Annotated in this window: 13 protein-coding genes; 10 read left to right on the top strand and 3 right to left on the bottom strand. The window is 70.8% G+C overall.

What is annotated here, in order from left to right; translation table 11 throughout:
* The first annotated feature begins 14 nt into the window (after positions 1 to 14).
* From P2Q00_RS11410 to sigJ, 6 genes are all read left to right on the top strand, one after another.
* Positions 15 to 335, top strand: a complete 321-nt coding sequence (locus P2Q00_RS11410) for an L-rhamnose mutarotase (protein ID WP_275772054.1) — start codon at positions 15 to 17, stop codon at positions 333 to 335.
* A 36-nt stretch (positions 336 to 371) separates the two neighbouring features.
* A complete protein-coding gene (locus tag P2Q00_RS11405) occupies positions 372 to 1,784 on the top strand; it encodes a BNR repeat-containing protein (protein ID WP_275772051.1) in 1,413 nt (470 codons plus the stop codon).
* Between the two features lie 79 nt (positions 1,785 to 1,863).
* Positions 1,864 to 2,889 (top strand): LacI family DNA-binding transcriptional regulator, encoded by a 1,026-nt coding sequence (locus tag P2Q00_RS11400; protein WP_275772050.1) that lies wholly within the window; start codon positions 1,864 to 1,866, stop codon positions 2,887 to 2,889.
* Between the two features lie 101 nt (positions 2,890 to 2,990).
* Positions 2,991 to 4,301, top strand: coding sequence for an alpha/beta fold hydrolase (locus tag P2Q00_RS11395; RefSeq protein ID WP_275772049.1), 1,311 nt, complete (start codon positions 2,991 to 2,993; stop codon positions 4,299 to 4,301).
* Positions 4,302 to 4,344: 43 nt separating this feature from the next.
* A complete protein-coding gene (locus tag P2Q00_RS11390) occupies positions 4,345 to 5,088 on the top strand; it encodes a PIG-L deacetylase family protein (RefSeq protein WP_275772048.1) in 744 nt (247 codons plus the stop codon).
* A 68-nt stretch (positions 5,089 to 5,156) separates the two neighbouring features.
* Positions 5,157 to 6,047 carry an RNA polymerase sigma factor SigJ gene (sigJ, locus tag P2Q00_RS11385; protein ID WP_275772704.1) on the top strand — a complete coding sequence of 297 codons (891 nt, stop codon included), beginning with the start codon at positions 5,157 to 5,159 and terminating at the stop codon, positions 6,045 to 6,047.
* Between the two features lie 3 nt (positions 6,048 to 6,050).
* Here the strand turns inward: sigJ and P2Q00_RS11380 are convergent, their stop codons facing one another.
* On the bottom strand, positions 6,051 to 6,251 hold the full coding sequence (locus tag P2Q00_RS11380; protein WP_275772046.1) for a DUF5999 family protein: 201 nt from the start codon (positions 6,249 to 6,251) through the stop codon (positions 6,051 to 6,053).
* 169 nt (positions 6,252 to 6,420) lie between these two features.
* Between P2Q00_RS11380 and P2Q00_RS11375 the strand changes: the two genes are divergently transcribed.
* The gene (locus tag P2Q00_RS11375) at positions 6,421 to 6,897 is read left to right on the top strand and encodes a GIY-YIG nuclease family protein (RefSeq protein ID WP_275772045.1); all 477 of its coding nucleotides are present in this window, start codon (positions 6,421 to 6,423) and stop codon (positions 6,895 to 6,897) included.
* 111 nt (positions 6,898 to 7,008) lie between these two features.
* A complete protein-coding gene (locus tag P2Q00_RS11370) occupies positions 7,009 to 7,839 on the top strand; it encodes a pentapeptide repeat-containing protein (protein ID WP_275772044.1) in 831 nt (276 codons plus the stop codon).
* Here P2Q00_RS11370 and P2Q00_RS11365 read toward each other — a convergent pair.
* Complete coding sequence (locus tag P2Q00_RS11365) at positions 7,801 to 9,345, bottom strand: cytochrome P450 (RefSeq protein WP_275772042.1); 1,545 nt, start codon at positions 9,343 to 9,345, stop codon at positions 7,801 to 7,803. The genes P2Q00_RS11370 and P2Q00_RS11365 overlap by 39 nt on opposite strands.
* A 118-nt stretch (positions 9,346 to 9,463) precedes the next feature.
* Here P2Q00_RS11365 and P2Q00_RS11360 point away from each other — a divergent pair, with 118 nt between their 5' ends.
* Together P2Q00_RS11360 and P2Q00_RS11355 are read left to right on the top strand one after the other, a co-directional pair.
* A complete protein-coding gene (locus P2Q00_RS11360) occupies positions 9,464 to 10,072 on the top strand; it encodes a TetR/AcrR family transcriptional regulator (protein ID WP_275772040.1) in 609 nt (202 codons plus the stop codon).
* 84 nt (positions 10,073 to 10,156) lie between these two features.
* Positions 10,157 to 10,882 (top strand): DUF2470 domain-containing protein, encoded by a 726-nt coding sequence (locus P2Q00_RS11355; protein WP_275772038.1) that lies wholly within the window; start codon positions 10,157 to 10,159, stop codon positions 10,880 to 10,882.
* Here the strand turns inward: P2Q00_RS11355 and P2Q00_RS11350 are convergent.
* Entirely contained in the window at positions 10,850 to 12,091 is a 1,242-nt protein-coding gene (locus P2Q00_RS11350) for a lactonase family protein (RefSeq protein ID WP_275772036.1), read from the bottom strand. The genes P2Q00_RS11355 and P2Q00_RS11350 overlap by 33 nt on opposite strands.
* Positions 12,092 to 12,095 lie beyond the last annotated feature (4 nt).

The following is a 12,095-nucleotide window of genomic DNA, read 5'->3' as shown; positions in this document are numbered from 1 at the left end:
GGGGGCGGTACTCCATGCAGCGCGTCTGCTTCCTTCTCAAGGTCCGCGAGGACCGGCTCGCCGAGTACCGCGAACGCCATGCCGCCGTGTGGCCGGAGATGCTCGCAGCACTCTCCGCCACCGGCTGGCGCAACTACTCGCTCTTCGTGCGCGACGACGGCCTGCTCGTCGGCTATCTGGAGACCGAGGACTTCGAAGCCGCACTGGCCGGAATGGAAGCCACCGACGTCAACGCCCGCTGGCAGGCGGAGATGGGCCCCTTCTTCGAGTCGCTGGACGGCGCCCGGCTCGACGAGGCCATGAAACCGCTCACCGAGGTCTTCCACCTCGCCTGATCCCCCCCGGTTGATCCCCCACCCCCGGAGCCCTCCATGAGAAGACGTACCGTGCTCACGACCGCCATACTTGCCGCCGTGGCAACGCCGGGCATCGCACGGGCCGCCGTTCCCGGCCCCTCCGTCAGCAAGAAGGGCACGACCCGACTCGACGGTCAGGCCGTCTTCTTCGTCTCTTACGACGGCCTGGTCAACAACAACTCGTTCCAGAAGAACGGTCTGTTGACCTACAAGGGCTACCAGTACGCCGCCTGGTACACCTCGACGAAGAACGCCGTCATCGCCCGCCGCGTCCTCGGCGGCTCCAGCTGGTCGACGGTCACGCTCTCCCACACTCTCAAGACCAGCGACTCCCACAACGTCATCTCCATGGGCGTCTCCAAGGTCGACGGCCGTCTGCACATCAACATGGACTCCCACAGCGACGGCTACTTCTATGTGAAGTCGGTCGCCGGACTCCTCGACAACCCGGCGTCCACGTCCTGGACCTCGTCCGTCTTCGGCTCCGTGCAGACCTCGCTCGACGGACTGGCGCTCACCTCCCAGTTCACGTATCCCCAATTCGTCTCGACCCCCGAGGGCAAGCTGCAGCTCAGCTACCGGGTCGGAATCTCGGGCAATGGCCGCAACGCCCTTGCCGAGTACGACGGTTCGAGCTGGAAGGCACTGGGGGAGTGGTCCAGCTCCACGGGCACGTACACCAGCTCGCACGGCTCCTCGACCGCCCGCAACATGTATCTGCACGGCATCGACTACGACGTCAACGGCCGGCTGCACTCCTTCTTCACCTGGCGCGAGCAGAACGCCGCCGTGATGTGCAACAGCGGCGGCATCACCAACCACGACACGGGTTATGTCTACTCGACCGACCGCGGCCGCACTTGGCGCAACGACGCGGGCACCGTCGTGGGAACGACGGGCAGCTCCGACACCGTGGCCGTCACGGACAGCGGACTGGTCGTCGACTCGCTCAACCCGGACCACTCGCTGATGAACCAGGAGAGCCAGTTCACGGACTCGTCCGGACTGCCGCACGCGATCATCAGCTACGTCCCCGGCCGCTTCACCCAGTGCACCACCGACTACGTCAGCGACCGCACCGCCAACGGCCGCGCCTTCCACCTCCGCAAGAACTCCTCCGGCACCTGGACCAAGACCGAGATCCCCGTCGCGCTCGACTCCAGCCAGCGCACCAAGCTGGTCCTGGACAAGTACGACAACGCTTACGCGATCTTCCCCTTCGGCCGGATCACCGGCGCCTCGAAGTCCTCCGGGTACAGCGACTGGACGCTGCTGTACGACGGCAGCGACCTCAACGCCTTCGGCGAGGTCGTGATCGACGAGCTGCGGGTCAGGGCGGACAACGTCCTGTCCTTCATGTACCAGGAGAAGTCGAGCGGTACGACCCCCTCGGCGCTCCATGTCGTCGACTTCGCACTGCCCGCGTGACCGGGCCTGATGTGCCGGATGATGACGGTAATGTGATGGTCTTCCGGCCGTCCCGTGTCCCCCTGGAGGTCCCTGCACGATGACCCAGTCGGTGGGTATCAAGGACGTCGCCCGCGCCGCCGGAGTCTCCGTCGGCACGGTGTCGAACGTGATCAACCGCCCGGACACGGTCGCCACGGAGACCCGGGCGCGGGTGCTGTCCGCGATCGACCGGCTCGGCTACGTCCGCAGCGAGTCCGCGCGCCAGCTGCGTGCGGGCCGCAGCCGGATCATGGGGCTGCTCGTCCTGGACATGGGCAACCCGTTCTTCGTCGACGTCGCGCGCGGTGCCGAGCGGGCGGCGCGTGACGCCGGGCTCGGCGTGATGGTCTGCAACAGCGCCCAGAGCGCGAGCGAGGAGGCCGACTATCTGTCGCTCTTCGCCGAGCAGCGGGTGCGGGGCGTGCTGCTCACCCCCGCCGACGCGACAGGCCGGAACATCGAGACGTTCCGGCGGCACAACATCCCCTTCGTCCTCGTCGACCGGGTCGCCGAGGGCACCACCGAGTGCTCCGTCTCCGTCGACGACGTGGCGGGCGGCGCCCTGGCCGTGCGCCACCTCGTCGACGCCGGGCACCGCACCATCGCCTACGTCAGCGGTCCACCTGGCCTCAACCAGGTCCGCGACCGCCGCACGGGCGCGCTGAACGCCCTCGGCGAGGCCGGCCTGGGACCGGACTGCCTGCGCGAACTGCCCACCGAGCGGCTCGACGTGGCCGCCGGCCGGGACGCAGGCGCCCGTCTCCTCGGCCTCGCCGACCGCCCCACCGCCGTCTTCTGCGCCAACGACCTCCTCGCCCTCGGCGTCCTGCAGGCCATGTACGCGGCCGGCATAACGGTCCCCGACGACCTCGCCATCGTCGGCTACGACGACATCGAGTTCGCCGCCGCCGCGGCCGTCCCGCTCACCTCGGTCCGCCAGCCCGCCGTCACGATGGGCGCCCTGGCCGCCGAGCTCCTCCTGGAGGAGACGGAGGCGGAGACGGGGACCAAACGGCACGAGCACCGGCGTGTCGTGCTCCAGCCGGAGCTGGTCGTACGGCGGTCGAGTCTCTCCGCCCGCTGATCGCCCGGTCAGTAAGTTTTCATGATCCGGGGGGTCCGCTGCCGGACGAACATGTGGTGAAGTGGGACGCGGCCCGAAACCCGTCCGTCCCGGGAGACCTGTTGACCGCCACGTACCGCCAGCCCGGCGTCGTCCTCACCGACCGCCACTTCACCGTGCCCCTCGACCACGACGACCCGGCGGGGGAGACGATCGAGCTCTACGCCCGCGAGGTCGTCGCGAGCGACAGGGCCGACAAACCACAGCAGAGCCTGCCGTGGCTGGTCTATCTCCAGGGCGGCCCCGGCTTCGGGGCGAACCGTTTCGTGGGCAGGCAGTCCTGGCTGGGCCGCGCCCTCAAGGAGTACCGCGTCCTCCTCCTCGACCAGCGCGGCACCGGCCACTCCACCCCCGCCAACCGCCAGACCCTCCCGCTGCGCGGCGGCCCCGCCCAACAGGCCGACTACCTCGCGCACTTCCGCGCCGACGCGATCGTCCGTGACTGCGAGGCGATCCGCGCCCGCGTGACCGGCGGCGCCCCATGGACCGTCCTCGGCCAGAGCTTCGGCGGCTTCTGCACCGTGAACTACCTCTCCAACGCCCCCGAAGGCCTGACCGCGGCCGTGATCACCGGCGGTCTGCCCTCCCTCGACGCCCACGCCGACGACGTCTACCGCGCCGCCTACCCGCGCATCGAACGCAAGGTCACCGCGCACTACGCCCGCTACCCGCAGGACGTCGAGCGCGCCCGCCGCATCGCCGACCACCTCCTCACCCATCAGGTCACCCTCCCGAACGGCTACCGCCTCACCGCCGAGGCCTTCCAGTCCCTCGGCATCGTCCTCGGCGGCAGCGAGGGCAGCCACCGTCTGCACTACCTCCTGGAACACGCCTTCGTCCGCACCCCGCAGGGCACGGCACTCTCCGACGCGTTCCAGGAGGACGTACAGGGACTGCTGTCGTACGCGAGCCACCCCCTCTACGCCCTCGTCCACGAGGCGATCTACGGCCAGGGCCGGCGCCCCACCGCCTGGTCGGCCGAACGGGTCCGCGCCGAGTTCCCGCAGTTCGACGCCGCGAAGACCCTCGCGGGCGACGGCCCGCTCCTGTTCACCGGCGAGTCGATCCACCCCTGGATGTTCGACTGCGATCCGGCGCTGAGGCCCCTGCGTGAGACCGCCGAACTCCTCGCCGCCCGCACCGACTGGCCGTCCCTCTACGACCCCGTACGCCTCGCCGCCAACGAGGTCCCGGTCGCGGCGGCCGTCTACCACGACGACATGTACGTCGACACGGCGCACGCCCTCGACACGGCCCGCACGATCCGCGGACTGCGGACATGGGTGACCGACGAGTTCGAGCACGACGGGGTACGGGCGGGCGGGCCGCGCGTGCTGGACCGGCTGCTGGCGCTGACCCGCGACGAGGAGTGAGGTCACCAGCGGTGATGTCAGTGTCACGGGTTAGTCTGCGGGCATGACCGAGCCGCAGACCGCCCAGCTCCAGCCGATGCCTGCCGACTGGCAGCGCGCCCTGGCCGTCGTCGCGCACCCGGACGATCTCGAGTACGGGTGCTCGGCGGCCGTCGCCGGATGGACCGACGAGGGCCGCGAGGTCGTCTATGTCCTGGCCAGCCGGGGCGAGGCGGGCATCGACACACTGGAGCCCGCGAAGTGCGGTCCGCTGCGCGAGCGGGAGCAGCGGGCGAGCGCGGCCGTGGTGGGGGTGTCGCAGGTGGAGTTCCTCGACCACCAGGACGGCGTGATCGAGTACGGCACCGCTCTGCGCCGCGACATCGCCGCCGCGATCCGCCGGCACCGGCCCGAGCTGGTGATCACCCTCAACCACCGGGACACCTGGGGCGGTGTCGCCTGGAACACCCCGGACCACGTGGCCGTCGGCCGCGCCACGCTCGACGCGGCGGGCGACGCCGGCAACCGGTGGATCTTCCCCGAGCTCCTCGAACAGGGCCTTCAGCCCTGGAGCGGCGTCCGCTGGGTCGCCATCGCCGGCTCCGCCTCGCCCACGCACGCGGCGGACGCCTCGGCCGGACTGGAACGCGCGGTGCACTCGCTGCTCGAACACCGCACCTATATCGAGGCGTTGACCGACGAGGACCCGGAGACATACGTCCGCGGATTCCTCACCGCGCACGCCGAGCGGACGGCGGAGCGGTTCGGGGGCCGGCCGGCCGTGGCGTTCGAGGTCTTCGGCCGGTAGAGGACTGCGGTCGACAGCGGCCCGCAGCAGACACGGGGGAACACATGGGGCACTACATGGGGGAGTACATGAACGGCACGGAAGTCCTGGCCGACCGCTTCGAGGAGCACCGCGGGCACCTGAAGGCCGTGGCCTACCGCATGCTGGGCTCGCTGGCCGAGGCGGAGGACGCCGTCCAGGAGACCTGGCTGAAGCTGAGCCGCTCCGACGCGGACGGCATCGAGAACCTGGGCGGGTGGCTGACCACCGTGGTCGGGCGGGTCTGTCTCGACATGCTGCGGTCCCGGGCCTCGCGTCGCGAGGATCCCATCGACGAGACGTTCGTGCCCGATCCCGTGATCAGGCCCCTGTCGCAGATCGATCCGGAGCAGGAGGTCCTCCACGCCGACTCGGTGGGGCTGGCCCTGCTGGTGGTCCTGGAGACCCTGGAACCCGCCGAGCGGCTGGCGTTCGTGCTGCACGACATGTTCGCCGTGCCGTTCGACGACATCGCGCCGGTCGTGGAGCGCAGTTCGGCGGCGACCCGGCAACTGGCCAGCCGGGCCCGGCGCCGGGTGCAGGGCGCCACGCCGTCCTCGGAGCCCGACCTCGCCAGACAGCGGCAGGTCGTCGACGCCTTCATGGCGGCCGCCCGCGCCGGTGACTTCGAGGCGCTGGTCGCTGTCCTCCATCCCGATGTGGTGCTGCGGGCCGACTCCGGTGCGCTGGTCGGGGGTGCCGCCGCGTCCAAGCTGGTCCGCGGCGCGAAACCGGTGGCCGAACAGGCGCTGCTGTTCCGGCAGTTCGCACAGTTCGCCCAAGTGGTACTGGTCAACGGGGAGGTCGGAGTCCTCAACGCGACCGAGGGTCAGTTGCAGTCGGTCATGGGCGTCACCGTGGTCGACGGCAGGATCGTCGCCCTGCACATCCTGGCCGACCCGGAGCGGCTGGCCCGCCTCCACCCCGGCGCACTCGACTGAGGGTCAGGCGGCCACGGCCAGCGGACCGAGGGTGCGGTGCGGGTCCACGACCCGCCCGTCCGGCAGCAGTTCACCGGTGTCGTCGAACACGAGCGTCCCGTTGCACAGCAGGCTCCAGCCCTGTTCGGGATGGGCCGACACGATCACGGCGCTGTGGTGGTCCGGGCTGTCTGCGGTGGGGCATGGTGGCCGGTGGCTGCACATGGTCTCTCTCCTCGATCCGTCTGGCTCCCGCCTGAAGTGGGGCTCGTATCTGTGATAGCCGAGCTTGTTTTCCGTTGAATGAGGAGACCCCCACAGCGCCGGAAACTCATCGGTGAGGTTTGGTTCCATGGACAGGCGCCGTGCGCGTCGAGCCGAAGGGGGCCGCGTCATGACCGACGTCGATTCGCAGTTCCTGCGGGGCCTGTTCGACGAGGAGGGCAGCCTGCACACCGCGGGCCGGACGGCGCTGTACCGGCTCTACGGCCTGGAAGGACTGCTCTACGTCGGCATCTCGATCTGCCCGCTCACACGCGTGCGCACGCACCTGCGGGAGCAGGCGTGGGGGCCGCATGTCATCGGGATACGGATCGAGTACCCCGATGACGCGGAAGCAGCCGAACGCGAGGTGGTCTGGACGGAGCGCCCCAAACACAACGTGGTCTTCAACGGCCAGAGCCCGCCCGCGCCCCCGGACCGTGCGGCGCGCCTCAGGACCGAACTCGCCCTCGAACGACGCCGGTTGGAGGAGTTCAGGACGGCCGTGCCCGAGTCCTCGACTCACCTACGGCTCATCGCTCGCGCGATCAAGGCCAAGCAGGCGAAGATCGCGAAGCTGGCCAAGATTGTGGGGGACGCGAGCACGTAGTGCTTGTGGGGAGTCGGGAGCGCAGTTGCACGCGCGAGGGCCGCCGCGCGGCACAGCTCGGCCATGCCGACGCCGTCGGGACCGCGCTCATGACCCCGTAGGCTTGGCGTCATGCCAGATCAGACAGCCGACCGGGCCGGCCTGCGCGGCGACTGCGAGCGTTGCTTCGGGCTGTGCTGTGTCGCCCTGCCCTTCGCCGCCTCCGCCGACTTCGCGATTGACAAACAGGCCGGTACGCCCTGCCCGAACCTTCGGGACGACCACCGCTGCGGCATCCACGCCCGGCTGCGGCAGCAGGGCTTCAGCGGCTGCACGGTCTACGACTGCTTCGGCGCGGGCCAGAAGGTCTCGCAGGTCACCTTCGGCGGACAGGACTGGCGCACGGGCTCGCCGGCGGACGCCCGGCGGATGTTCGACGTGTTCCCGGTCGTAAGGCAGCTGCACGAACTGCTCTGGTACCTCACCGAGGCGCTCGCCCTGCCCCCGGCCCGCCCGGTCCACGCCGATCTGCGCCGCGCCCTGGAGAAGACCGAGGAGCTCACCCGCCAACCCCCCGAGCAACTGGCCGCGTTGGACGTGGGCGCACACCGGCAGGAGGTCAATGTGCTCCTGCTGAGGACCAGCGAGCTGGTACGGGCGGGCACCGGCGGCCGCAGGAAGGACCGCCGCGGCGCCGACCTGATGGGCGCCCGCCTCAAGGGTGCCGACCTGCGTGGTGCGAACCTTCGCGGCGCCTACCTCATAGCCGCCGACCTGACCGGAGCCGATCTGCGCGGCGCTGACATGATCGGCGCCGATCTGCGCGACGCCGATCTCACCGACGCCGACCTGACCGGCGCGTTCTTCCTCACCCAGCCCCAGCTCAATGCCGCCCGGGGCAGCGCGGGCACCCGGCTGCCGGACTCAGTCACCCGCCCCGTGCACTGGACAGCGCAGCTCTGACGGGGCCTCGTCGAAGGCCGCCGCGGCAGCGGCCCCGGCGGTGACAGTGCGCCGCTCCAGGTGCAGCCGCAGTCCCTCCGGCATCAGTGTGAGCCGCTCGGTCACCCGCAGCCGGTACTCCGGATCGGGGCGGAGGTCGTAGCGGCGCAGCAGCAGACCGAGCACCAGCGTGGCCTCGTGCAGCGCGAACTGCCGCCCGATGCAGGCCCGTGCCCCCGTACCGAACGGCTTGAAGGTGTGCGGGGCCCGGGATCGTACGGCCTTGGGGTCGAACCGGTCCGGGTCGAACCGCTCCGCGTCGGGGCCCCACACCTCCGGGTCGCGGTGCAGCATCGCGGTGAGTACCAGCGCCCACGCACCCCGCCGCATCGGATGTTCCCCGGCCAGCACCGTGTCCTCGCGGGCCTCCCGGGCGAAGGCCGGCGCGGTCGGCCACAGCCGCAGCGCCTCGTCCAGCACCCGGCGCACATACCGCAGCTTGGCCACCTGGTCGTAGCCGGGCACCTCCGTATCGCCCCACACGGCGTCCACCTCGGCCCTGGCGCGGGCGGCGACCTCGGGGTGCCGGGAGAGGTAGTGCAGGGCGAAGGAGAGCGCGCCGGACGTGGTCTCGTGGCCGGCCACCAGGAAGGTGATGACCTGGCGGCGCACGTTCTCGGCGGACAGCCGCTCCCCGGTCTCGGGGTGGGCCGTCTCCAGCATCCGGTCCAGCAGGTCCCCGACCCCGCCGTCGCCCGAGGCGCGACGGTCCCGGACCAGGTCGTCGACCGTGCGGTTGAGATACGCGATGTCGGCCTCGTTGCGGCGCGAGGCACCTCGTAGGAGATACGGCGCGAGGGGCGACGGGACCGTGTTCAGACGCTGGGCGTACGTGAGGGTGCCCACCATCGCGGTCACGAACGGATGCAGCCGGGGCCGCTCGAAGGAACCGAAGTCGTGCCCGAACCCGGTGCGCGCGATCGTCTCCAGGGTCAGCTTGGTCATGTCGCCGGGTACGTCCACCGCCCGGCCCGCGGCCAGCTCGCGGTCCCAGTGGTCGGTGAGCCGCCCCGCCACCGCCAGCATCATCGGGTGGTAGCCCGCCATGGCCTCCCGGCTGAACCCCGGGGCCAGCACGTCGTGCGCCAGCTGCCAGTTCGGCTCGTGGTTGTAGGCCGTGAACAGCCCGTCCCCGGCGACCGGCCGCAGATTGGCGACCCCGAGGCCGACGTGCTTGGCGAACCGCGACTCGTCCGCCATGTCGGCCGCCGGCTCGCCGCCCCACACGAACACGAACTCCTTGCCGAAGGCCTTCCGCCGGAAGATCGGCCCCAGCTGCCGCGCGTAGCGCATGGAGTCCTGCACGGGTGCGCGCCGGTCGGTGCCGAGCACATCGCCGAGCAGGGGGAGCCGGTGCGGGGGATGCGGAATGCGGTGCAGCTCGGGCCAGCCCTGTTCGGCGCCCCGGAAGCCCTTGGGGAGCGTGGCCCGTATCGCCGGTCCGGCCCCTGACGTCGTCTCCGCCATGACGCGATCTCCCTTGAATCAGCGGCAGGTTGAGCTGTCGTGCATCTGTTGTACGTGGGTTCAATAGCGGTTCCCAGTCTGATCCCGTTGTTGAACCGACGTCAAGTAAAGTGCGGGGATGGCCGCGAATCAGGGCGAGCGCACACGCCGCCGGCTCAGCACCGAGGAGCGCAGGGAGCAGCTGCTGGCGGTGGGGGCACGGCTGTTCTCGGAGAGCCCCTACGACGAGGTGTGGATCGAGCAGGTCGCCGAGATCGCCGGCGTCTCGCGCGGGCTGCTGTACCACTACTTCCCGACCAAGCGGGACTTCTTCGCGGCGGTGGTCGAGCGCGAGAGCGAGCGGATGCTGCGGATGACGGCGGCCGTGCCCGGGATTCCGGCGCGTGAGCAGCTCGCCGCCGGTCTCGACACCTTTCTGGAGTACGTCCACGCCCACGCGCACGGCTTCCGTGCCTTCCACCGTGCGGACGCGGCGGGGGACCAGGCCATCCGCAGGGTCTACCAGCGGGCGCTGGCCGCGCAGGAACGGCAGATTCTGGCGACGCTCGCCGCCGACCCGGAACTCGGCTCGGTCGCCCAGGAGCGCCCCGACCTCGAACTGGCCGTCCGCGGCTGGCTGGCCTTCACCACGGCCGTCTGTCTGGAGTGGCTGCGGGGTTCGGACCTGAGCCGGGAGCAGGTGCGCGACCTGTGCGCCCGGGCGCTGCTGGGCGTCATCGCGCCCTGATCCGTTGCGGCTTCGGCCGTCCCATGGTTGGCGTACACCCGGATCTTCGATAGGTTAGGCAAGGCTTACCTAAGGAGGTCTGGGATGGGCGACAGCCCCAGCTGGACGGCCGCGCCTGCCGCGGCCGAACGGGCCCGGTCGGTGCTCGCCGCCGCTTGGTCCTGCGCGGTGACCGCGGACGGCGGTCGCGAGGAGTTCGTCGGTGCGCACAGCGTGGACGAGGACGGTCGGGTGCTGCTGCATGTGCCCGAGGACAGCGCCCTGCTCGCGGCCGCGATCTGCGCGCCCCGCGGAGAGCCCCATGCAGTGCTGGAGTTCGCCGACGTCGCACCCGTCCCCGTGCGCAACCGCATCCGAGCCAGGCTCTGGCTCGCGGGGTACTTCATTCCCGAGGACGGCCATCTGGCGTTCCGGGCCACCAGGATCGTGCTGCGGCAGTCGTCCGGCGCGGTGGTCGTCGACCTCGACGAGTTCGCCGCCGCCGAGCCCGACCCGCTGGCCCTCGCCGAGGCGCACTTGCTGACCCACCTCGCCGACTGCCATGCCGACGCCGTCGAGCGGCTCACCCGGCTCGTCGACCACGCCAGTCTGTACGGCGCTGTCCGCGTCCAGCCCGTCGCCGTCGACCGGCACGGACTGACGCTGCGCATCGAGCGCAACCGCGCCCACGGCGACGTACGACTGCCGTTCCACGCACCCGCAGACGATGTCGGAGAGCTCACCGAACGCATGCACGTCCTGCTCACACAGGCCAGTGCCGCCTCCTGCCCGCGTGCCCTACAGCGGCAGCGCACAGACGGCGACGGGTGAGGCGAACGGCTCGCCCGCGAGCCGCAGTTCACCGCTCTCGCCGTCCATCTGGAAGACGCTGACCGTGCTGGACTTCTGGTTCGCCGCGAACAGCAGGCTCCCGTCCGGCGAGAAGGCGATCTGGCGCGGGAAGTCACCGGACACCGGCACCGTGCCGAGCAGCCGGAGCCGGGCGCCGTCCGCCTCGACCGTATAGCGCGCGAGGCTGTTGTCGCCTCGGTTGGCGAGGTAGGCGTACGAGCCGTTCGCGGTCACCAGGATCTGGGCCGGGTAGTTGGTGCCCGGGCCGGAGCCCGAGGACTGCGGGTCGCCGATCGTCAGGCGGCCGGTGGACGCCTCGTACGCGCAGACCGCGACCGTGTTGTCGACCTCGTTGGCCAGATAGGCGTGCCGCCCGCCGGGGTGGAAGGTGAGATGGCGCGGACCGGCGCCCGGCCGGGTGTGCGCCTGTGACACTTCGGTGAGGGTGCCCCGGCGCTCGTCGAGACGGTATGTGTAGACGGTGTCCGTACCCAGGTCGACGGCGAGCACATGGCCGCCGTCCGGGCTGGTGATGAACTGATGGGCGTGCGGGCCCTGTTGGCCCGGTCCGGGGGCCGGAGCCGAGTGCGTCACCACGTCCGTGCGTTCACCCAATGCGCCGGATTCGTCGATCGGGTGCACGGCCACACTGCCCGACGTGTAGTTGGCACTCAGCAGCCAGCGGCCACTCGGATGCACGGAGAGGTGACAAGGGCCCGCCCCGCCGGTGCTGCGGGCGCCCAGGACCTTGCGGTCGGCGAGGCGTACGGCGGTCACGGCGCCGTCGTCGTGCTCGTTCACCGTGTACAGCGTGCGGCGGTCTGGGTGGAGCGCAAGATACGACGGGTTGACGATGCCGGTGAGGGTTCCGGTGGCGGTGATACGGCCGGACGCGGTGTCGTATGTGGCGAGGCCGATGCCCGTGCCGCCGCCCTCGACCGTGGTGTAGGTACCGAGGTAGAGAGGGCTGGGACCGGAGGGTTTCCTGGTCGGCTGCGGTGCGGAGGGCTTGGCCGACGGCTGCTCGGCAGCGGTCGCTGCGCGCTCGGGGTGTGTGGTGGTGTGGGCGGACGCGTTCTTGGGCGGTGCGGGTGCCGGCAGTGCCGTCACCGCGGCCGTTCCCGCGAGCGCGCCGACGAAGCGGCGCCTGCTCCAGCCGCCGCCCGCCGCTCCTGTCCCACTGCCCATGTCC

The sequence above is a fragment of the Streptomyces coacervatus genome (genome assembly GCF_029223485.1).
GTDB classification, from domain to species: domain Bacteria; phylum Actinomycetota; class Actinomycetes; order Streptomycetales; family Streptomycetaceae; genus Streptomyces; species Streptomyces coacervatus.
Note: the sequence above shows the minus strand (reverse complement) of the source record. Positions and strands in the feature narration are given on the sequence as shown.

Bases quoted from the DNA above. Each gene is read 5' to 3' on its own strand.
- P2Q00_RS11410 (WP_275772054.1), top strand. From the start codon at position 15: ATGCAGCGCGTCTGCTTCCTTCTCAAGGTCCGCGAGGACCGGCTCGCC.
- P2Q00_RS11405 (WP_275772051.1), top strand. From the start codon at position 372: ATGAGAAGACGTACCGTGCTCACGACCGCCATACTTGCCGCCGTGGCA.
- P2Q00_RS11400 (WP_275772050.1), top strand. From the start codon at position 1,864: ATGACCCAGTCGGTGGGTATCAAGGACGTCGCCCGCGCCGCCGGAGTC.
- P2Q00_RS11390 (WP_275772048.1), top strand. From the start codon at position 4,345: ATGACCGAGCCGCAGACCGCCCAGCTCCAGCCGATGCCTGCCGACTGG.
- sigJ (WP_275772704.1), top strand. From the start codon at position 5,157: ATGAACGGCACGGAAGTCCTGGCCGACCGCTTCGAGGAGCACCGCGGG.
- P2Q00_RS11380 (WP_275772046.1), bottom strand. From the start codon at position 6,251: ATGTGCAGCCACCGGCCACCATGCCCCACCGCAGACAGCCCGGACCAC.
- P2Q00_RS11375 (WP_275772045.1), top strand. From the start codon at position 6,421: ATGACCGACGTCGATTCGCAGTTCCTGCGGGGCCTGTTCGACGAGGAG.
- P2Q00_RS11370 (WP_275772044.1), top strand. From the start codon at position 7,009: ATGCCAGATCAGACAGCCGACCGGGCCGGCCTGCGCGGCGACTGCGAG.
- P2Q00_RS11365 (WP_275772042.1), bottom strand. From the start codon at position 9,345: ATGGCGGAGACGACGTCAGGGGCCGGACCGGCGATACGGGCCACGCTC.
- P2Q00_RS11360 (WP_275772040.1), top strand. From the start codon at position 9,464: ATGGCCGCGAATCAGGGCGAGCGCACACGCCGCCGGCTCAGCACCGAG.
- P2Q00_RS11355 (WP_275772038.1), top strand. From the start codon at position 10,157: ATGGGCGACAGCCCCAGCTGGACGGCCGCGCCTGCCGCGGCCGAACGG.
- P2Q00_RS11350 (WP_275772036.1), bottom strand. From the start codon at position 12,091: ATGGGCAGTGGGACAGGAGCGGCGGGCGGCGGCTGGAGCAGGCGCCGC.